General features: G+C 71.7%; 18 protein-coding genes. 5 read left to right on the forward strand and 13 right to left on the reverse strand.

Going from position 1 to position 20,021, the window contains the following annotated elements; genetic code table 11:
- Positions 1-5: 5 nt before the first annotated feature.
- Positions 6-656 (forward strand): hypothetical protein, encoded by a 651-nt coding sequence (locus tag ACQEXA_RS27220; RefSeq protein WP_360996185.1) that lies wholly within the window; start codon positions 6-8, stop codon positions 654-656.
- A 19-nt stretch (positions 657-675) separates the two neighbouring features.
- Here the strand turns inward: ACQEXA_RS27220 and ACQEXA_RS27225 are convergent, their stop codons facing one another.
- Positions 676-1,542: a sigma-70 family RNA polymerase sigma factor gene (locus tag ACQEXA_RS27225; protein WP_433134632.1), complete on the reverse strand. Its 867-nt coding sequence runs from the start codon at positions 1,540-1,542 to the stop codon at positions 676-678.
- 99 nt (positions 1,543-1,641) lie between these two features.
- Here ACQEXA_RS27225 and ACQEXA_RS27230 point away from each other — a divergent pair, with 99 nt between their 5' ends.
- Positions 1,642-2,436, forward strand: a complete 795-nt coding sequence (locus ACQEXA_RS27230; protein ID WP_433131340.1) for an SDR family oxidoreductase — start codon at positions 1,642-1,644, stop codon at positions 2,434-2,436.
- Here ACQEXA_RS27230 and ACQEXA_RS27235 read toward each other — a convergent pair.
- Entirely contained in the window at positions 2,433-4,241 is a 1,809-nt protein-coding gene (locus ACQEXA_RS27235) for a bifunctional metallophosphatase/5'-nucleotidase (RefSeq protein ID WP_432930566.1), read from the reverse strand. The two genes, ACQEXA_RS27230 and ACQEXA_RS27235, sit on opposite strands and share 4 nt — an antisense overlap.
- A 216-nt stretch (positions 4,242-4,457) precedes the next feature.
- Positions 4,458-5,741: an adenylosuccinate synthase gene (locus ACQEXA_RS27240; RefSeq protein WP_359395669.1), complete on the reverse strand. Its 1,284-nt coding sequence runs from the start codon at positions 5,739-5,741 to the stop codon at positions 4,458-4,460.
- A gap of 195 nt (positions 5,742-5,936) precedes the next feature.
- Here ACQEXA_RS27240 and ACQEXA_RS27245 point away from each other — a divergent pair, with 195 nt between their 5' ends.
- Positions 5,937-6,791, forward strand: coding sequence for a diacylglycerol kinase family protein (locus ACQEXA_RS27245; RefSeq protein WP_432930563.1), 855 nt, complete (start codon positions 5,937-5,939; stop codon positions 6,789-6,791).
- Positions 6,792-6,846: 55 nt separating this feature from the next.
- Here ACQEXA_RS27245 and ACQEXA_RS27250 read toward each other — a convergent pair whose 3' ends face one another.
- The gene (locus tag ACQEXA_RS27250) at positions 6,847-7,344 is read right to left on the reverse strand and encodes a GbsR/MarR family transcriptional regulator (protein ID WP_359395665.1); all 498 of its coding nucleotides are present in this window, start codon (positions 7,342-7,344) and stop codon (positions 6,847-6,849) included.
- 102 nt (positions 7,345-7,446) lie between these two features.
- Between ACQEXA_RS27250 and ACQEXA_RS27255 the strand changes: the two genes are divergently transcribed.
- Both ACQEXA_RS27255 and ACQEXA_RS27260 read left to right on the forward strand, forming a co-directional pair.
- Positions 7,447-8,349 carry an ABC transporter ATP-binding protein gene (locus tag ACQEXA_RS27255; RefSeq protein ID WP_432930560.1) on the forward strand — a complete coding sequence of 301 codons (903 nt, stop codon included), beginning with the start codon at positions 7,447-7,449 and terminating at the stop codon, positions 8,347-8,349.
- Entirely contained in the window at positions 8,346-9,956 is a 1,611-nt protein-coding gene (locus tag ACQEXA_RS27260) for an ABC transporter permease (RefSeq protein ID WP_432930558.1), read from the forward strand. Before ACQEXA_RS27255 ends, ACQEXA_RS27260 begins: the two co-directional genes overlap by 4 nt.
- A gap of 7 nt (positions 9,957-9,963) precedes the next feature.
- Here ACQEXA_RS27260 and ACQEXA_RS27265 read toward each other — a convergent pair whose 3' ends face one another.
- The 9 genes from ACQEXA_RS27265 to ACQEXA_RS27305 all read right to left on the reverse strand — a co-directional run bounded on the left by ACQEXA_RS27265 (position 9,964) and on the right by ACQEXA_RS27305 (position 19,863).
- Positions 9,964-10,557 carry a Uma2 family endonuclease gene (locus ACQEXA_RS27265; protein ID WP_432930556.1) on the reverse strand — a complete coding sequence of 198 codons (594 nt, stop codon included), beginning with the start codon at positions 10,555-10,557 and terminating at the stop codon, positions 9,964-9,966.
- An 88-nt stretch (positions 10,558-10,645) separates the two neighbouring features.
- Complete coding sequence (locus ACQEXA_RS27270) at positions 10,646-11,866, reverse strand: cytochrome P450 (RefSeq protein ID WP_432930554.1); 1,221 nt, start codon at positions 11,864-11,866, stop codon at positions 10,646-10,648.
- Positions 11,867-11,936: 70 nt separating this feature from the next.
- A complete protein-coding gene (locus ACQEXA_RS27275; RefSeq protein ID WP_432930552.1) occupies positions 11,937-12,611 on the reverse strand; it encodes a response regulator in 675 nt (224 codons plus the stop codon).
- Positions 12,608-13,951 carry a sensor histidine kinase gene (locus ACQEXA_RS27280; RefSeq protein ID WP_433131342.1) on the reverse strand — a complete coding sequence of 448 codons (1,344 nt, stop codon included), beginning with the start codon at positions 13,949-13,951 and terminating at the stop codon, positions 12,608-12,610. Before ACQEXA_RS27280 ends, ACQEXA_RS27275 begins: the two co-directional genes overlap by 4 nt.
- Positions 13,952-14,052: 101 nt before the next feature.
- Positions 14,053-14,727 carry a response regulator gene (locus ACQEXA_RS27285; RefSeq protein ID WP_432930548.1) on the reverse strand — a complete coding sequence of 225 codons (675 nt, stop codon included), beginning with the start codon at positions 14,725-14,727 and terminating at the stop codon, positions 14,053-14,055.
- Complete coding sequence (locus ACQEXA_RS27290; RefSeq protein ID WP_432939362.1) at positions 14,724-16,229, reverse strand: sensor histidine kinase; 1,506 nt, start codon at positions 16,227-16,229, stop codon at positions 14,724-14,726. The genes ACQEXA_RS27285 and ACQEXA_RS27290 overlap by 4 nt, the downstream gene beginning before the upstream one ends.
- 34 nt (positions 16,230-16,263) lie before the next feature.
- On the reverse strand, positions 16,264-17,484 hold the full coding sequence (locus tag ACQEXA_RS27295; RefSeq protein WP_432930546.1) for an acyltransferase family protein: 1,221 nt from the start codon (positions 17,482-17,484) through the stop codon (positions 16,264-16,266).
- The gene (locus ACQEXA_RS27300; protein ID WP_433131344.1) at positions 17,477-18,631 is read right to left on the reverse strand and encodes an alpha/beta hydrolase; all 1,155 of its coding nucleotides are present in this window, start codon (positions 18,629-18,631) and stop codon (positions 17,477-17,479) included. The genes ACQEXA_RS27295 and ACQEXA_RS27300 overlap by 8 nt, the downstream gene beginning before the upstream one ends.
- A gap of 182 nt (positions 18,632-18,813) precedes the next feature.
- Positions 18,814-19,863, reverse strand: coding sequence for an alpha/beta hydrolase (locus ACQEXA_RS27305; RefSeq protein WP_432930542.1), 1,050 nt, complete (start codon positions 19,861-19,863; stop codon positions 18,814-18,816).
- Positions 19,864-20,021: the final 158 nt, after the last annotated feature.

The following is a 20,021-nucleotide window of genomic DNA, read 5'->3' on the forward strand; positions in this document are numbered from 1 at the left end:
TACTGTTGGCCTGTGACCTGTGGCTGGTCCCGCTCGTCGACGTGTTGTGCCACACGCCCGACAATCCGTTCGCGGAAGAACTCGCCCTCTACGACAAGGTGCTGGGCGAGGCAGGACTGCCGCCGGTGCCGGTGTACCAGTACATGCCGGGGCTGACGGGTGAGGTGGCGCCGGTCGCGGGCTTCGACTACGACGCGCTGCACTTCCTGCGCCGCGCCTATCTGCTCCAGGTGTGCGGTCTGGCGGTGACGCCGGTCGACGAGCTGGGCGGCGACTACGAGCAGCTGCTCGAGATGTTCGAGTCGACGGCCCAGCAGTCGCATCTGGTGTGGCACTACGACCACGCGGGCGCGTACGTCCCGGTGGACTTCCCGCAGCCGCTGTCGAACGACGAACTCCTCGCGGGCGGCGGTCCGCTGGGGTCCTCCCAGGCCTTGCTGCGGGAGCTGGAGGCGGTGGGGCAGGCGATCGGCATCGACCCGGCGAACCCGCCCGCCGCGCCGGATCCCCCGCTCGCGCCCACGGCGTTGGAGGAACCGGCGCTCCCGGCCCCGTACGACCCGAGCCCCTTCGCCCGCGAGCGGCACGTGTGGCTCGGACTGCACTCGGCGGCGACGCGGAGCCTGGCCCAGGGATCGATGATCATCTTTAGCTGAGGCGGCAGGTGGGGGACCGCTAGGCCCGGTCGTCGGGCACCGCGACCTCCACCTCTCGCAGACGCTCCGGGTCGGCGATCACGTCGATCGCGGTGATCAGACCGTCGGCGTCGGAGAGGGTGAAGCTCAGCACCAGGCGCAGCCGGCCGGCCCGGAGCATCGCCAGGCCGGCCCGGCCGTCGACCAGGACGCGCGTGCTGAACCGGGCCCGGCCCATGGAGGCCATCGCGCCCTTGGCCACCGGGTGGGCGCCGGTGATGCGGAAGGGCTCGGGGGTCGGGACGACCGCCCGGTCGGCCCGGAGCACCACATCCGGATGGAGCAGGGCGAGGAGCGCCTCGAAGTCTCCGTCGCGCGTCGCGGCCAGATACGCGTCCACGACCCGGCGCCGGCGGGGCGGATCGGCCTCGGGCGCCGCGGTCCCCCGTACCCGGCGGCGCGCCCGGCTCGCCAGCTGGCGGGTCGCGGCCGGGGTCTTGTCGATCATCGGGCCGATCTCGTCGAACGGCACGGCGAACATGTCGTGCAGTACGAACGCGAGCCGCTCGGCGGGCGTCAGCGTGTCGAGGACGACCAGCAGCGCGAGTCCGACCGATTCGGCCAGCAGCGCCTCCTCCTCGGGGTCGACCACCGTGTCCGCGACCGGGTTCCCTCCCGCGTCCAGCGGCTCCTCGCGCCGCGTCTCGCGCGAGCGCAGCATGTTCAGGCACACCCGGGCCACCACCGTGGTCAGCCACGCGGCCGGGTTCTGGATGTCCTTCGTGTCGGCGCGGTCGACGCGCAGCCACGCGTCCTGGAGGGCGTCGTCGGCCTCGCTGAGCGAGCCGAGCATCCGGTGGGCCACCGCCCGCAGCCTGGGCCGCTGCTCCTCGAACCGCTCGGTCATCAGCTGGCGTTCGGACACCGTGTCACATTCCTTCCGGACGGCGGGTCGTCCCAGTAGATCACCCGCACGGGTGAGAACCGACCGCTTGGGAGGAAGATCATGAACTCGACGACCGCGCCCGTCCTCGTCACCGGCGGCACCGGCACGCTCGGCCGCCACGTCGTACCGCTCCTGCGGGAGGCGGGCCGCGAGGTGCGGGTGCTGAGCAGGCACGCGCACGAGCCCGCGGCCGGCGTCACTCACGTGGCCGTCGACCTGCGCACGGGTGAGGGTCTCGACGCGGCGGTGGCGGGCGCCGGGACCGTGCTGCACCTCGCGGGCGGCCCCAAGGGCGACGACGAGGCGACCCGGAATCTGGTGCGGGCCGCGCAGGCGGCCGGGGTGCGGCACCTGGTGTACATCTCGGTCATCGGTGCGGATCGGGTCCCGCTGGCGTGGCTGCGCTCCAAGCTGGAGGCCGAGCGGGCCGTCGCCGCGTCGGGCCTGCCGTGGACGACGCTGCGGGCCGCCCAGTTCCACGACCTGGCGCTGCTGATGGCCGAGAAGATGGCGAAGCTGCCGGTCGTCCCGGTCCCGGGCGGCCTGCGGCTGCAGCCGGTCGACGCGCGGGACGTGGCCGCCCGGCTCGTGGAGCTGACGCTCGGTGAGCCGGCCGGCCTGGTCCCCGATCTGGCCGGGCCGACGGTGTACGGCCTGGCGGACCTGCTCCGCACCTACCTGACCGCGCGCGGCAGGCGCCGCCCGATGCTGCCGGTCCGTATGCCCGGCAAGGCGGGCCGCGCCTACCGGGCCGGGGCCAACCTGACCCTCGAAGGGGCCGAGACGGGCACCCGGACCTGGGAGGACTTCCTGGCGGAGCGGCTGGAGGGCGCCCCGGGGAAAGCGGCCGTCTAGAAGACGGGCGTGCCGTTCTGGGTCAGCTTCCAGTTGGTGACCGCGAAGTCCGCCGGGTTCAGGGTGCCCTTCGACGTGACGTAGTCGATCATCAGCTGGCGGATCTCGTTGGTGGAGCTGTACGCGATGTCCGCGGCGGCGATGTGCGGGTAGCCGCTGCCGCCGTTGGCGCGGTAGTTGTTCACGGCGACGACGAAGACCTGGTCGTCGGCGACCGCGGCGCCCTTGTAGGTGAGGTTTTTGATCCGCGAGCCCTCGGGCTGGGCGATGTCGATCTCGTAGTCGACGCCGGCGGCGGTGTCGTACATGTAGTCCCAGAAGTTGTTGGCGTTGGTGAGGGTCGCGGTGTCGACCTTCGTGCCGGACGGGACCTGGTGGTAGTACTTCGCCGCGTACTCCAGGTAGTCCTTGAGCTGGGCGCCGGTGAGCTTCTTGCCGTACAGGGTGTTGTCGTAGATGTAGAGCCCGGCGATGTCCTTGATCGTCACGTTCCCGGCCGGGATGTCGGCGGTGCGGCTGAAGGGCGCGGCGACCGAGATGAGCGGGAGGGCGGCGTCGGCGGTGGAGAGGCCGGTGGCGACCGCCGCCATCTGGACCTGGTGGATGAAGTCCATGATGGGGACGTCCTGCCAGCAGGACTCGGCCGCCGAGAGGTCCTGGGTGCAGGTGCCGACGGGCGTGTTGACGTACTTCACGACGAGGTCGTGGTCGGCCTTGAGGAGCCGGGTGATCTCCGGGTCCTCCTCGACGCCGTTGGGGTTGAGGGTCTGGGCCTTCTTGCTCGTGACCTTCCACTGGCCGTGGTGCAGTTCGACCTCGAAGTCGAAGACGGTCAGCCGCATGCCCCAGCAGTACGGCTCGGACAGCAGGACGTCCTCGCCGGTCTCCTCGTTCTTGACGGTGTAGGAGGGGACCTCGACGTGGGTGTGGCCGACGAGGATGGCGTCGATGCCGGGGACCTGCTCGGCGACGAGGTTGGAGGCGTTCTCGACGTACGGGAGTTCACTGCCGTACGAGGATGAGCCGTCGAGGCCGGAGTGGTCGGTCAGGAAGACGATGTCGCAGCCGAGGGCGCGCAGTCGCGGCACGTACTTCTTCGCCTGCTCCACCAGCCCGGGGAAGACCATCTTGCCGCTGACGTTGTCCTTGTCCCACAGCGCGATACCGGGGTTGGTGAGTCCGAGGATGCCGACCTTGATGTCGGGCGCGCCCGGCACGCAGATGCGCTTCACCGTGTACGGCTGGAAGGCGGGACGCAGGGTCCTGGCGTCGAGGGCGTTGGCGCCGAGCAGCGGGAAGCGGCACTGGCTCTCGAACTTGCGCAGCACGTCGATGCCGTAGTTGAACTCGTGGTTGCCGAGCGCGGCGGCGTCGTAGCGCATGTGGTTCATGGCGACGGCCATGGGGTGCTTGGGGGCGTCCTTGCCCGTGATCGGGTCGACGCGGGCGTAGTAGTACGCGAGCGAGGTCCCCTGGATGATGTCGCCCGCGTCGATCAGCAGGACGCGCTCCTCGCCCTTCGCCTCCCGCTGCTGCTTGATGAGCGTGGCGACGCGTGCGACACCGATGGAGTTGCCCGCCTTGTCGCTGTAGGCCGCGTCCAGGTAGTAGTCCCAGTCGAAGACGTGGCTGTGCAGGTCGGTGGTGCCCAGGATGGAGAACGACCAGGTGCGGGGCGCGTGTTCGGGCGTGCGGCCGGCCGCCTCGGCGGGCGCGGCGGCGATGCTTCCCGCCGCGGCCACGGCCGCTCCGGTGACGGCCGACTTCTGCATGAACTCCCGGCGGTTCATGGGACTGACGGGCATTCGAGGCTCCTGGAGCTGAGGTGACGGAGGTCAACTGCGCTTGCTGAGCGGGCAGTACGGGGACTACACGCGTAGAAGGTTGCGTCACCCCAGTTGTGTACGGAACCTCCAATGGTTCATGTACAGGTCAAGGATGGCCCATGAAACGACCACGCCCCCGGGTCGGCCGGAGCCTCACCGGGGGCGTGAGAGAGGGGGAAACCGCGGACTAGCGGCCTACAGGAACGAGTTGATCTCGATCGTCTCGTCGCGGCCAGGGCCGACGCCGATCGCCGAGATCGGCGCACCCGACATCTCCTCCAGGGCTTTGACGTAGTTCTGGGCGTTCTTGGGGAGATCGCTGAAGGTCTTCGCCTTCGTGATGTCCTCCTGCCAGCCCGGCAGGTACTCGTAGATCGGCTTCGCGTGGTGGAAGTCGGTCTGGGAGTAGGGGAGTTCCTCGACCCGCTTGCCGTCGATCTCGTAGGCGACGCAGACCGGGATCTGCTCCCAGCCGTCCAGCACGTCGAGCTTGGTGAGGAAGAAGTCCGTCAGCCCGTTGACCCGGGTCGCGTAACGGGCGATCACCGCGTCGAACCAGCCGCAGCGGCGGTCACGTCCGGTGGTCACGCCCCGCTCGCCGCCGATGCGGCGCAGCGCCTCGCCGTCCTCGTCGAACAGCTCGGTCGGGAAGGGACCGGAGCCGACGCGGGTCGTGTACGCCTTCAGGATGCCGATGACGCGGCTGATCTTCGTGGGACCGACACCGGAGCCGGTGCAGGCGCCGCCCGCGGTCGGGTTCGACGAGGTGACGAAGGGGTACGTCCCGTGGTCGATGTCGAGGAGCGTGCCCTGGCCGCCCTCGAAGAGGACGACCTTGTCGTCGTCGAGCGCCTGGTTGAGGACCAGGACGGTGTCGGCGACATACGGCTCGATCTTCTCGGCGTAGCCCAGCAGTTCCTCGACCACCTGGTCGACGACGATCGCGCGCCGGTTGTACAGCTTGGTGAGGATCTGGTTCTTGACGTCGAGGGCCGCCTCGACCTTCTGGGTCAGGATCGACTCGTCGTACAGGTCCTGGACCCGGATGCCGACGCGGTTGATCTTGTCGGAGTAGGTCGGGCCGATGCCGCGGCCGGTGGTGCCGATCTTGCGCTTGCCGAGGAAGCGCTCCGTCACCTTGTCCATGGTGACGTTGTACGGCGTGATGATGTGCGCGTTCCCGCTGATCATCAGCTTCGACGTGTCGACGCCGCGCTCGTTCAGACCGCTCAGCTCGGAGAGCAGGACCGAGGGGTCGACGACGACTCCGTTGCCGATGACGGGCGTGCATCCGGGCGAGAGGATTCCGGAAGGGAGGAGGTGGAGGGCATACTTCTGGTCACCCACGACCACCGTGTGACCGGCGTTGTTGCCGCCCTGGTAGCGCACCACATAGTCCACGGAGCCACCGAGCAGGTCGGTGGCCTTTCCCTTGCCCTCGTCACCCCACTGAGCACCGAGCAGCACAAGTGCTGGCACGCGCGTACACCCCTTCCGGGCGGGGCATGTCCAGGGTCGGGGGCGTACGCGGCGGTTCCACCGCCGCGTGCACCGCGGCCGTCATTGGCCGCAAACCGTCGGACCGGATGCCCCGGAATAGACGAAGCCCCTGGCGCAATAGCGCAAGGGGCTCTTGCACAAAGATGCTACCCGAGGAAGCGAGGCAGGACCGAGGTGGCGACTTCCGACCAGCTCCTCGTGGTGATCGACCCGGTTGCCCGTCTCAGTGACGGTGAGTCGGTACTGATTGCAAAAGACGTGCTCAGCGCGGGTGCGGCGACCAAGGTGTGCCTCCCGGAGAACCCGGAGGAATTCGCCCGGGCACTGGACCGCCGAGGGGCACGGCGCCCCGTGGTCGTGGGCGACGACCGGGCCCTGCTCCGTGCGGTGACCCTGCTGCACCGCAGACGTGAGCTGCAGACGACGGCGCTGTCGCTGGTGCCGGTGGGCACCGCGCAGTCCCTGGCGCGCTCGCTGGGGGTACCCGAGGGGGCGGTGGCGGCGGCCCGGGCCGTACTGGACGGGGTGGAGCGGCGGCTGGATCTGCTGGTGGACGACAGTGACGGTGTGGTCCTCGGCGATCTGCGGATCCCGTCGGTACCGGCCGTGCCGGCCCAGCGGGACGGGACGCCGGACGACGAGCGGATCTCTTCGGGACGGCCCTGGCTGCGGGTGGGGCGGTCCCTGGTGCGGACGCTGGCGGTGCGCCCGCCCCGGCTCACGACGCCACCCCCGCCCGGACCCTCCCGGCTGCGGGTGGAGGTGGACGGAGTGCTGCTGGTGGACCTGGACGAGCCCGTTCAAGGGGTGTCGGTGACGCCGGGTTCCTCCGGTACCGCGGTCGTGGAGGTGCGGCCGGTGTCGGTGGGGGCGGCGGCGTCGCCGCTGGAGGCGCGCGGACGGGCCGTGACCGTGAGCGGAGCGGACTTCCGGTACCGGGCGGACGCGGTGGTGGCCGGACCGGTGCGCAGCCGGACGTGGACGGTGTGGGCGGGGGCCTGGGGGCTCACGGTGCCGGCTTCGCCATAGCTCGTGACTCGGGAGCCCGGAAGCCTGGGGTGCCACCGGCTTCCGGACGGGATGCTCAGCCCTGGCGGAACGTCCTGTCCCGGTGCACGCGCCAGCGCTCCATCATGGCCACGACCTCACCCTCGACGAACTCGAAGAAGGCGAGGGTCTCCTCGAGCCTGCGGCCCGCCGGGGTGTCGGCGCCCAGGCTGGTGACCCCTTCCCGCAGGGCTTCCTCCCACCGCTTGATGATCGCCTCGCGATTGGTGAGCGCCTCGTACCACTGGTCGCTGTGCACCCGGTAGCGCTCCCGGCGCGACCCCGGCTCCCGCTCCCGTGACACCAGGTGCACCTGCGCCAGATAGCGCACCGCCCCGGACACCGCGGCCGGGCTGATCTGCAACTGCTCGCCCAGTTCGGCGGAGGTGAGGGTGCCGGTGTCGGAGGCGAGCAGCGCACCGAAGACCCGGGCCGGCATGCGCGGCACGCCCGCCTCGACAAGCTGTGCGGCGAAGTGCTCCACGAACCGCGAGACCGACTCCGGATCCCGCTCTGCGGCCTGCGGCTCCGTCATCCCTGGATCATCTCCCCTGGTCAGACACCTCGTCGAGTCTACCCACGTTTTCTACGCTTCCTTAACTTCACAATTTTCTGAAAACAGCGTACCTTCCGAATCATGACGAAGGCCAACCCCGCCATCGATGTTTCCGGACTGCACAAGTCGTTCGGCAGGACGCATGCGCTGGACGGACTCGACCTGCACGTCGAGGCCGGTGAGGTCCACGGGTTCCTGGGCCCGAACGGCGCCGGCAAGTCCACCACCATCCGGGTCCTGCTGGGCCTGCTGCGCGCCGACTCGGGCACCACGCAGGTGCTCGGCCGCGATCCGTGGTCGGACGCGGTGGAACTCCACCGCCGGGTCGCGTACGTCCCCGGCGACGTCACCCTGTGGCGCAACCTGTCCGGAGGCGAGGTCATCGACCTGTACGGCCGGCTGCGCGGTGGCCTCGACCGGGCGCGCCGGGCGGAGCTGATCGAGCGGTTCGAACTGGACCCCACCAAGAAGGGGCGGACGTACTCGAAGGGCAACCGGCAGAAGGTCGCCCTCGTCGCCGCCTTCTCATCGGACGTCGACCTGCTGATCCTCGACGAGCCGACGTCCGGGCTCGACCCGCTGATGGAGGAGGTCTTCCAGCGCTGCGTCGAGGAGGAGCGGGAGCGCGGCCGGACGATCCTGCTGTCCTCGCACATCCTGAGCGAGGTCGAGGAGCTCTGCGACCGGGTCAGCATCATCCGCAAGGGGCGGACGGTCGAGAGCGGCTCGCTCGCCGAACTGCGCCATCTGACCCGGACGAGCGTCACCGCCGAACTCGCCGGGGCGCCCAACGGGCTGGCCGGCCTGCCCGGCGTCCACGACCTCGACATACAGGGCCGGCGGGTCAGGCTCCAGGTCGACACCGACAAGCTGAACGCGGTGCTCAGGTCACTGAGCGAGTCGGGGGTGCGCTCGCTGACGTCGACACCGCCCACGCTGGAGGAGCTGTTCCTGCGGCATTACCAGGAAGAGGGGACCCGATGACCGCCGCGGCACCGGCCTTGACCGTACGGACCGGGGGGTCCCGTCAACTCGCCGGCACCGGGACGCTGTTGCGGTTCGCACTGCGCCGGGACCGGCTGATGATCCCCCTCTGGATCGCGGTCAACGCCCTGATGGTGCTGTCCATGCCGGGCACGCTCAAGGGCCTGTACGGCACGGCGGCCCAACGCGCGGACCTGGCCGACCAGATGGCCACCAACACCTCACTGCGCGCGATGGTCGGCCCGGTCTTCGGCGAGTCGCTCGGCGCGCTCACCGCCTGGCGCATCGGCGTCTACGCCGGACTGCTGGCCGCCGTGATGAGCCTGCTCGTCGTCGTACGGCACACCCGCGACGAGGAGGAGAGCGGACGGCAGGAGCTGATCTCCTCGGCGATGGTGGGACGGCGCGCCCCGCTGACGGCGGCGCTGCTCGCTGCCGCGGTCGCGAACGCCGTACTGGCGCTGGTGATCACGGTCGGTCTGGCCGGGCAGGGCGCCGCGGGGTCACTGGCGCTGGGCCTGGGCATCGGCGGGGTCGGGATGGTCTTCGCCACGATGGCGGCGATCGTCGCGCAACTGACGGAGAGCGCACGGCTGGCGCGCGGGCTCACGGGCGCGGTGCTGGGCGCCGCCTTCGTGCTGCGCGCGGCGGGGGACGCCGGGGCGAACGACGGCTCGTCCGTGCTGACCTGGCTCTCCCCGCTCGGCTGGCTGGAGAACGAGCGCCCGTACGCCGGTGAACGCTGGTGGGTGCTGCTGCTGTTCGCGGCGGCGGCGCTCGTCCAGGGAGCGGTGGCGTACGCGCTTGCCGGACGGCGCGACATCGGCATGAGCTTCCTGCCCACCCGGCCCGGACCCGCCTCCGGCCGTCTGGGCTCGGCGGGCGCGCTGGCCTGGCGGCTGCAGCGCGGCGGTGTGCTCGGCTGGAGTCTCGGCTTCTTCCTCGCCGGAGTCGTCTACGGCGGGATGACGGACGGCGCGACGAAGCTCGTCAGCGACAACGACAAGGCCCGGGAGATCTTCGAGCGGATGGGCGGGCAGTCCGGGCTGACGGACACGTTCCTCTCCGCGATGGTCGGCGTCATGGGCCTGGTCGCCGCCCTGTACATCGTCGCGTCGGTCCTGCGTCTGGGCGGCGAGGAGTCCTCGGGGCGGGCGGAACCGGTGCTGGCGAACGCGGTGGGACGGCTGCGCTGGGCCGCCGGCCATCTGGTGATCGCCTTCGGCGGAGCCGCGCTGATCATGCTCCTGGCGGGCCTCGGCTTCGCGGCGGGCTACGGCAAGGAGATCGGCCCGATCCTGGGTGCCTGCCTGGTGCAGCTCCCGGCGGTGTGGGTGATCGGCGGCCTGGCGGTCCTGCTGTACGGGGTGCTGCCGCAGGGTGCGATGGCGGCGTGGGGCGTGGCTGGCGCGGCACTGCTCATCGGCTGGGTGGGACCGGCGCTGAACCTTCCGCAGGTGGTGCTGGACCTGTCGCCCTTCGGGCATCTGCCGAAGCTGCCGGGCGGGGAGATGGACTGGCCGCCGGTGCTCATCCTGACGGGGCTCGCGGTGGTGCTGGTGGCCGGGGGGCTGGTGGGGTTGCGGAGGCGGGACGTGAGCAGCTGAGGGCGCCTCAGTCGGCCCAGCGCTTCAGTTCCTCGGTGTCGAGGTCGATGCCGACCGGGGCGGGGAGGGCGACTTTCTCGCCGAACTTCACCGTGTGAGTGACCCGGTACCCGTCCTCCGGGTCGGGGTGACTGTGCACGACAACCGAGAGGTAGTCCCGATCGATCAGCAGATAGACGGGGATACCCACCTCCGCGTAGGCGCGAGGCTTCTCCACACGGTCGCGATTGTGCGTGTCCGAGTCGTACGAGGTGACCTCGACCGCCATCAGTACGCCTTCGGGGTCCGCCCAGTCGCCCTGCCCCGTGAAGTGCCCCACCGGTGTCAATACCGCGTCGGGCAACGCCCGGCCCTTGCGATAGGCCTCGACCTGCAACCCCTGAGTCGGGTTGAGGTTGAGCTCGGGCCGGGACTGCATGCACTGGCGGATCAGCCACATGATGATCTCGCCGTGGTTGCCGTTCGTCACCTTCTTGAGTCCGATCCGTCCGTCGATGAGCTCGAACCTGACGGTCTCGTCCTCACGGGCGGCGAATTCGGCAATGCGCTCGAACAAGCCCACCGGCATCCGGGACAACGCGTGCTCTGCCATAACCGTCATGGTGCCTCCCTCCACAGGCACACACCAGCTTGCCGAGCCGGCGATGACCACCGGCCCGGATCACCTGCATGATCATCCAAACGGGTGATCAGCCGATCTCCACGCTCAGCCCTTCCAGCCCCCGGATCACGAAGTTCGGCTTGCGCTCCGGCTCCGCCGCAGGCCGCAGCGTCGGCGCCTTCTCCAGCAGAGCCGTCATCGACGCCGCCAGTTCGATGCGGGCGAGCGGGGCGCCGATGCAGTAGTGGATGCCCGCGCTGAAGGAGATGTGCGGGTTGTCCTCGCGGGTCAGGTCCAGCTTCTCGGGGGCGGTGAAGACCGCCGGGTCGTGGTTGGCCGAGCCGAACAGCATGGCGATCTCCGCGCCCCGGGGGACGGTCGTGCCGTCGATCTCGATCTCGTCCAGCACCCAGCGCTCGAACAGCTGGAGCGGGGTGTCGTAGCGCATCAGCTCCTCGACGGCGGACGGGACGAGTGAGTGGTCGGCGCGGAGAGCGGCCAGCTGGTCCGGGTTGCGGAACAGCGCCCACCAGCCGTTGACCGTCGCGTTCACCGTCGCCTCGTGCCCCGCGTTCAGCAGCAGCACGCAGGTCGAGATCATCTCCTGCTCGCTGAGCCGGTCGCCCTCGTCGTACGCCGCGATCAGACCCGAGATCAGGTCCTCCCCGGGCTCCTTGCGACGCGTCGCGATCAGCTCCCGGAGGTAGTCCGAGAACTCGACCGACGCCCGTACCGCCTTCCGCGCCGTCTCCTCCGACGGACCCAGCTCGTACATCCCGCAGATGTCCGCCGACCAGGGCCGCAGCTGCCCGCGGTCCGCCTCCGGGATGCCCAGCATCTCGGCGATCACCGCGACCGGCAGCGGCTCGGCGACGTCCCTCAGCAGGTCGCCCCCGCCCGCCTCCACCAGCCGGGTCACCAGTTCGCCGGCCAGCCCGTGCACATACGGCTTGAGCCGCTCCACCGTGCGCGGTGTGAACGCCTTCGAGACCAGCCGCCGGATACGGGTGTGGTCCGGCGGCTCCAGGTCGAGCATGCCGTGGTCGTTGAGCGTGTGGAACGGCTCGTGCTCGGGCATTGGCGCCGTCCGGCCGAAGTCCTCATGGGTGAACCGGTGCTGGTACGTCCGGCCCAGACGCCGGTCGCGCAGCAGCGCCGACACATCCGCGTGGTGCGGGACCAGCCACTGGTCGGTGGGCTCGTAGTAGTGCACCCGCCCCCGGGCGCGCAGCTCGGCATAGGCGGGGTAGGGATCGGCGACGAACGCCGGGTCCCAGGGGTCGAACGCGAGGTCGGATCGGGCTGCCATGTCCGGACGCTAGCCCGGTCTGCCCCTCTCTGACCAGAGGCGTTCCACCGGCCGTGGCACCGGCGCGGGGTCAGCCAGGCGTCACCAGACGTGCCTCGTACGCGAACACCGCCGCCTGCGTCCGGTCCCGCAGCCCCAGCTTCACCAGGATCCGGCTCACATGCGTCTTGATCGTCGACTCGGCGACCACCAGGCGCCCGGCGATCTCCATGTTCGACAGACCCTGCGCGATGAGGACCAGCACCTCCGTCTCCCGCTCGGTCAGCTCCCCGTACGCCGCGTGCGCGGAGGGGGCGAGGCGCGGACCCTCGGACAGCTTGGAGAACTCCGTGATCAGCCGTTTCGTGACCGAGGGGGCGAGCAGCGCCTCGCCGGCCGCCACGATCCGCACTCCGTCGGCCAGCTGCCGTGCGGAGGCGTCCTTGAGCAGAAAGCCCGAGGCCCCCGCCCGCAGCGCCTGGTACACGTACTCGTCGAGGTCGAACGTCGTCAGCACCAGCACCTTCGCCGACCCGTCCGCGGCGACGATCTCCCGGGTCGCCTCGATGCCGTTCATCTCCGGCATGCGGATGTCCATCAGCACGACGTCCGGGGACAGTTCACGGACCCGCTCGACCGCTTCCCTGCCGTTGACCGCCTCCCCGACGACCTCGATGTCCGGCATCGCCCCGAGGAGCACCGAGAAGCCCTCCCGGACCATCATCTGGTCGTCGGCGATCAGTACACGGATGGCGCCCGTCGTCACGCGGAGTCCTCCGCCGTGGCCACCGGCAGGTACACCGTCACCTCATACCCTCCGTCGTCCGTCCACCCCGCCGTCATCTCCCCGTTCAGCATCGAGACCCGCTCACGCATGCCCGTGATGCCGTGTCCCGCACCGTGCGTCGACTTCTTCAGGGTGTCCTGCGGCGCCGGTCCGTTGACCACGCGCAGGCCGAGCCCGCCGAGCACATAGCCGATCTCCACGCGGGCAGGCGCCCCCGGGGCGTGCCGCAGCGCATTGCTGAGGGCCTCCTGGACGATGCGGTACGCCGACAGCTCGACGCCCTGCGGAAGTTCCCGCACCGCGCCCGTGACCACCTTTTCCACGTCCAGGCCTGCCTCACGCACGTTCGCCAGCAGGGCGTCCAGGTCGGCGAGGGTGGGCTGCGGGGCGTCCGGGGCCTCGTAGTCCTCCGCCCGTACGACACCGAGCACCCGGCGGAGCTCGGTCAGGGCCGCCACCGCGTTCTCCCGGATCGTGGCGAACGCCTTCTCCAGCTCCGGCGGCGGGTTCTCCACCCGGTAGGGCGCGGCCTCCGCCTGGATGGCGACCACCGACATGTGGTGGGCGACCACGTCGTGCAGCTCGCGGGCGATCGTGGTGCGCTCCTCGAGCAGCGTGCGCCGGGAGCGCTCGTGCGCGGTCACCGTCTGCTGGGCGGTCACCTCCTGCTCGGCGCTGCGGCGGGTGTGCCAGATGGTGACGGCCAGCAGCGCCAGGGCGGACAGGACGAGCATGGGCGCCGAGTTGTTGCTGAAGTGGTAGCCGAACGCGGCCTCGACGACGAAGGCGTAGACCGCGGTGATCACCCACATCCAGGCCGCCGTGCGCGGCCGGGTGCGTATCGCCACCACGGTGAGCACCGTCAGATGCGAGATGAAGCTGCCGGGCTGCCAGGGCCAGTCGCCGAAGACGCCGGCGACCACCGAGGAGGCCGCGGTCGCCATCAGGGACACCCAGAAGGCCCCGACCGGGCGGACCAGAGTGAGCAGCACTGGCACCAGGGCCAGCAGGCCGGACACCGAGGCCGCGGGGCCGCTGCCCTCACTCGCCCAGCCGGCGAACATCGCCAGCAGTCCGGCCGCGACCACCAGGGCGTGCGGCCGCCAGGCCGCGTACTCCCGCGCGCGGCCGGACATCCGCCGGCTCAGCACGCCGTCGACGCTCCTGCGAGGCAGCGGACGGTAGGCGAACGCGTCGTGGAAGAGGTCCTGTCGCAGCCCGCGCAGGGCCTCCACGGCCGCCCGGTACTCCGGGCTGCGCGGTATGTACGGGCCGGACGCACCGTCCGGTGCCGTCTGCCCCTGGGTCGTCTCGGTCACGCTTGACACGGTAGGCGGAGGCGGGGCCGGCGGTCGTCACCAGTGAGGGGGGCCTTGGGCATCCGTCTCAAGTACTACGGGCCGGGGTCTCCCCGCCGGGCTCAGTACCCCGCCGGCCGGACCAGCCCCGACTCGTAGGCGAACACCGCCGCCTGCGTCCGGTCCCGCAGCCCCAGCTTCACCAGGATGCGGCCCACATGGGTCTTCACGGTCTGCTCGGCCACCACGAGCCGTCCGGCGATCTCCGCGTTCGACAGGCCCTGGGCGATGAGCGAGAGGACCTCCGTCTCCCGCTCGGTGAGGTCGCCGACGCGTGTCTTCAGCGGGATCCGGGGGGCACTGTCCAGGCGCGAGAACTCCGCGATCAGCCGCCGGGTGATACCGGGCGCCAGCAGCGCGTCGCCCGCGGCCACCACCCTGACGGCCTCGGCGAGCTGATCGGCCGAGGCGTCCTTGAGCAGGAAGCCGGAGGCACCCGCCCGCAGTGCCTCGTACACGTACTCGTCCAGGTCGAAGGTGGTGAGCACCAGGACCCTGGGGTGCGGGGTGTCCGCGGTGATGCGCCGGGTCGCCTCGATGCCGCCCAGTTCCGGCATGCGTATGTCCATCAGGACGACGTCCGGGGTCAGTTCGGCGACCTTGGCGATCGCGTTCTTGCCGTCGACGGCCTGGCCGACGACCTCGATGCCGGGCCGGGCGTTGAGCAGCACGGTGAAGCCCTGCCGGACCATCATCTGGTCGTCGGCGATCAGTACACGGATGGTGCCGCTCGTCATCGGTTCTCTTCTCCTGTCGGGCCGGTCGGGTCGTCGTCGGGCCGGGGGTCCACGGGACCGGGGAGGAAGCAGGCCACGGCGTATCCGCCGTCGGACGTCTTGGACGTGGTGAGCGTGCCGCCGAGCATCGCGGCGCGCTCCCGCATGCCGAGCAGTCCGTGGCCCGCTCCCGGGGAGGGCGGGGTCGGGTGCGTGGGCCGGGAGTTGACGACCCGGACCTGCAGGCCCTGCGGGGAGTAGGCGAGTCCGACCCGGACGGCGGATCCGGGAGCGTGCCGCAGCGCGTTGCTGAGGGCCTCCTGGATGATCCGGTACGCGGACAGCTCCACGCCGGGCGACAGCGGGCGCACCTCCCCGGTGATCTCCGTCAGTACCCCCAGTCCGGCCGCGCGGGTGTTCTCCACCAGGGCGTCGAGCCGGTCGAGGGTGGGCTGCGGAGCGTCGGGCGCGGCACCGGTGCCGCCGCCGATGCCGTAGGGGTCCCCGGGGTTCTCCGACCTCAGCACGCCGAGCACGCGGCGCAGTTCGGTCAGGGCCTCCAGGGCGTTCTCGCGGATGCCCTCCAGGTTCTCCCTCAGCTCGCCGGAGGGGTTCTCCACGAGGTGCGGGGCGACCTGGGCCTGGATGGAGATGACCGACATATGGTGCGCGACCACGTCGTGCAGCTCCCGGGCGATGCGGTTCCGCTCCTCCAGAAGGGTGCGGCGGGCCCGCTCCTCGGCCGTGACGGTGGTCAGTTCGACCAGCTGGGAACGGGCCTCGCGACGACCGCGCAGTGCCATGCCGAGAAGGACGACGCAGCCGAAGACGACCACCGCGAGCACGCCCGTCGAGGAGTACACGGCGTCGCCCACGAGTCCCTGGACGACGAAGGTCGCGGCGGCGGTGACGGCCAGGGCCTCGGCCGCGACCCGGGTGGGCACACGCAGGGCGAGCAGGAACAGCACGAGTGCCTGCGCGGCGATGGCCACCGGGGTCCACGGCCAGGCGAGCCCCTCGGTGCCGGCAGGCCAAGGGCCGCCAGGACCGTGGGGGACGCCCAGGGGCACACCGGGGCTCAGCGTCGGCCGTATCACCTCGGCGGCCATGAGGGCGACGGCCGACGAGAGCCACCACGCCGGCACGGGACGCCACAGCGCGAGCCCCATGGCGAGGCCCAGCGCCAGCGCCACGGTCAAGGAGGGCGCGACGCCCAGCCCGTACTCGCTCTGCAGCAGGAACGCGTTGAGGCCGGTCACCTCCACGGCGAGGAGCAGGACCACCACGTGCGGCAGCCACCGCAGGAACCGGGGTCGGGAGAGCGGCGGCAGCGGGTGCAGGGCCACTGTCCACAGGTCGTCGCGGAGCGTGCGGAGCGGACCGGGCAGGCGCAGCAGCAGTGGGCGGACGGGTGACTGCCGGCGGGTGGCGGCGGTCGCCGGGCCGGCCGGGACTCCGGGGCCGCCGGGCGATGTCGCGCCCCCCGGACCACGGGACCCGGCCGCATCGCCGCCGTCCGCCATGCCGCTGAACTCCCCTCCCCTCACGGGTTCGAGCCTAGGCACCATGAGGCGTCCTCGTGGTGGAACCGGAGCGCCGGTGGACGCGGACCACGCGGGACCGGCCGGCCCCGGTGCGGCGCCGGCCGCCCTGCTCGCAGGTGCGGAAGCCGAACCAGCACACGGCGAGCGCCAGGCCGAAGACCGGGAGCCAGGCAAGGCGGAACGCCACCCAGGCCAGATCGTCCGGGACGGTGTGCAGGCCTGGCAGACGGCCCGCGAGGAGTCCCGCCGCCGTGGTCGCCATCAGAGCCGTCTGGTGCCACAGGAAGATCGTCATCGCGGAGAGGTTCACCAGCGCCACCGCCGCCCAGGCCAGGGGGCGGCGCATCCACCGGTGCAGCGGTTCACGCAGCGCAAGCGCGAGTCCGCACTGGGCCAGACCGAAGGTGACGGCGGCCAGGGTCGGCGGGTTCAGATTGGAGACCGGAGCGCCCGGAACGCCGACCATCGACGCCGGGTAACCCGCCCATGCGACCAGCCCCGCCGTCGCCGCGGCCCCGGCCGAGAGCAGCACCAGGCCGGCCCGGCGGCCTTCCAGCTCCCCGCGCGTCCAGGCCGCGCCCAGCGAGAACGGGACGAGCCAGCCCGCCGCCAGATTCACCCAGCCGAGCCAGGACGGGCCGCCGAGTCCGAAGCGAATGAGGTCCACATGGAGAACGACGGCCAGCGGCCACAGCGGGTTGAGCCGGGTCAGCAGCGGTGTCGCCGCTGTGAGGGCCGCGAAGACCAGCAGGAACCACAGGGGTGAGAGGGCGAGCTTCACGAGGGTGTGCACCGTACCGACGTCCGCGCCGGCCCCGAGCAGGCAGCACGCGGCCACCGCCCACAGGGCCACGAGCGCCGCCACCGGTCTGAACAGCCGGCTCAGACGGGCGCGCAGCCACTGTCCGTAGGGGACTCCTCGCGCACGGGCCGAGGAATGACTCCTCGTCGCCACATGGCCGCCCACCAGGAAGAACACGGCGAGCGTCTGGAACGCCCAGGAGATCGGGGCGAGCCAGGGCATGAAGTGCAGCGGGCAGGCCGTGTGCAGGGCGCCCCCGTCCGCGACGAGCGCGGTCACCAGCCAGTGCCCCAGCACGACGCCGAGGATCGCGAAGGCGCGCAGGGCGTCCACCGCGCGGTCCCGTTCCGCGGGGGTGGCCGCGTCGATGCGGTGTGCCGTGGCGCGTATGCCGTTCGGGGACTGCCGCCTGACTGCGCCGCGTTCACGCATGGGTCACCTCCGATGTCCTGCCGAGGACGATCCGGGCGAGGTTGGCCAGGGGAACCGAGCCCGGCTTGAAGTAGTCGCTGTGGCCGCCGTCGCCCGCGGCGAACACCCGGGCGCCGTAGGCCGGGGACACCGGGTCCGTGCCGAAGCCGACGCGCGTGCCGAACAGGTCCGTGCGGACATGGGGTACGTCCGCGATCCAGTCGCCGGCGCCGCGGGCGGCCCAGACGCGGGCACGGGTGTGCAGGCCGGCGACGGAGTCCAGGCCCGTGCCGGGGCTGCCGACCAGGGCGATGTCCTGGACGTCGGTGCCGGCCGCGCGGGCGCACACCGCCGTGCCGTAGGAGTGGCAGAGGAGGGAGATGCCGGGCAACGGCCCGAAGGCGGCCCGCAGTCGGCGGACAAAGGCCTCGAGCCCCGGTGCGGCCTGCTCGGCCCTGGTCGTGGTGAGCGCGGCCGTGCTGAGCATGCGCGGTGTGTCGTAACCGAGCCAGGCGATGACCGCGGTACGGGGCCCGGCCGCGCGGTGCAGGGCGAGCGCGGTGGCGCGGAAGCGGTCGTAGGTGTCCAGCGTCGTGTCCGACTCCGGGACCAGGATCGCGATGTGTTCCGCCGTGGCCAGGTCGCCGAGGACCTCGGTGGTCCGGCCCGTGCCCCGGCCGTCGAAGGCCAGGAGGTGGCGGTCCGGGGCGGCCATGGCGCGGTCCGCCGCGGCGCGGTCCTGGTCGCCGTGGGCCGCGGCCATACGGGACGCCTCGGCGGCGTCGGCGCGGTTCGCCTCGTACGTCCCGGTGAGCGTGGCCGTCGAGAGAGGGGCGAGCGCCGCCGGGGGCGGGGCCGGAATCCGGGGGCGCGCGGCGGCCGAGAGGGGAACGACGACCGCGCCGGTGACCAGCGCGGCCAACAGGGCGCGGCACAGGCGGCCGAGCGGCCGTCCGAGCCGCCCCCGACGCTCCCGCACCGGGTCCCCGGCGGACCGCCTCCGACGCCGAGGCTCCCCGCCTTCGGCCCGATCGTCTCCCTCGCTCCCGGGAGCGCCCCGCGCCCCGGCGTCCTGCCGGTGCCGCTGGACGTCCCCGGCGCTGCGGCCGCCTCCGGTCCGCCCGTCCGCGTCCGTGACCGCGGCCTCGTGCCTCCGCCGCAACCCCATGGTGTCCTTCCCTCCCGCTCGGCCCGCACATCGGACCGTCACGGAAGGGAAGTTACGGAGCGTCACACGTCGTCGGCGTCACGCTGTGGAGCTCACATCCGGGGTAGCTCCCAGGTACTACGGGTACGACCGGGGACTCCCGGGCATCCCTCGACCCGCCTCTTTCATCGTCGGCTCGGGAGCTACCACGCCAACTGGGCGATCTCCTCCGCCACCACGGCGCACGCGTCCGCCGCCGGGTCGATCAGCGGGAAGTGACCGACGTCCTCGAGCAGCGTGAAGCCGACGACCTCGCCCGCCTTCGCCGCCGCATCCGCGTACGCCTCGGCGACCACATGCGGGACCACGACATCCGCGCGTCCCTGGACGAGGGTGGTGGCGATACCGGTGGGCAGCAGCAACGCCGGGTCCACATGCGGACGCCGCTCCGCGAACTGCGCCTGGCCGCCCAGGAACTGGGTCACCGCCCCGCCGCACACGTCCAGCTTCTCGGCGGCGTGGAAGTCCGCGATCGGGGCCAGCGCCACCACACCGCGCAGCGGTGCCGGACGGTCCGTGCGCCACGGGGAGCCGGACGGGAGGACATGGCGGGCCGCCGCCCACAGCGCGAGGTGGCCGCCCGCCGAGTGCCCGGTGATCACCATGCGGCGCGGATCGGCCTGCGGCAGCGCCTCGCGGACCAGCGCCGGAAGCGCGTCGAAAGCGGCCGCGACATCGTCGAGCGTGTCGGGCCAGCGGCCCGCGACCGCTCCCGTGGCACCGCCCGCGCCCGCGTCCGGGGCCGACGATCCGTCGGTCTGGGACGGGATGAGCGCGCCCCTGCGGTACTCGACGTTGGCCACGGCGAAGCCCCGGCGGGCCAGGAAGTCCGCGAAGGGGGTGATGTGCCGCCGGTCGTAGGCCGACCGCCACGCGCCGCCGTGCAGAACGACGACGAGGGGGGCCTGGTCCGGCGCCTCGCCCGGCTCCGTCCCGCGCGGTGCGTAGAAGTCGATCACCTGGTCGGGATGGGCGCCGTAGGCGGCGGTGGCGTCCGGCTCCACCGGCGGATGGGAGAAGGCGGACGCCTCCTCGGCGGCGTCGCGTGCCGCGGCGTCCCGGGCTGCGGCGGCACGAGCGGCGGCCTGCCCGTCCAGGGCGTCTCCCCGGCCGGTCGCGTCCCCTGCGGTCGCGCCGGCTCCGGTGGACGCGTCGTCCGGTTCTGCGGCATCGCGGGGGGCGGCGTCGGACATGCTCCAACCTCTCAGCGGCGAAACGAGATTCGTGCGCGGTGGCCGGAAGGTGATCGGCCGTTGGCGGGGACGGTATCAGGCGTCCGGCATGCATCGGCGGGGGGTGGTCACGCTCGGTGAGGAGCAAACGCTTCTGCGATCTCCGCGTGACATCTGCG

It is taken from the genome of Streptomyces sp. CA-106110 (assembly GCF_050936285.1).
In the GTDB taxonomy this organism is placed as follows: domain Bacteria; phylum Actinomycetota; class Actinomycetes; order Streptomycetales; family Streptomycetaceae; genus Streptomyces.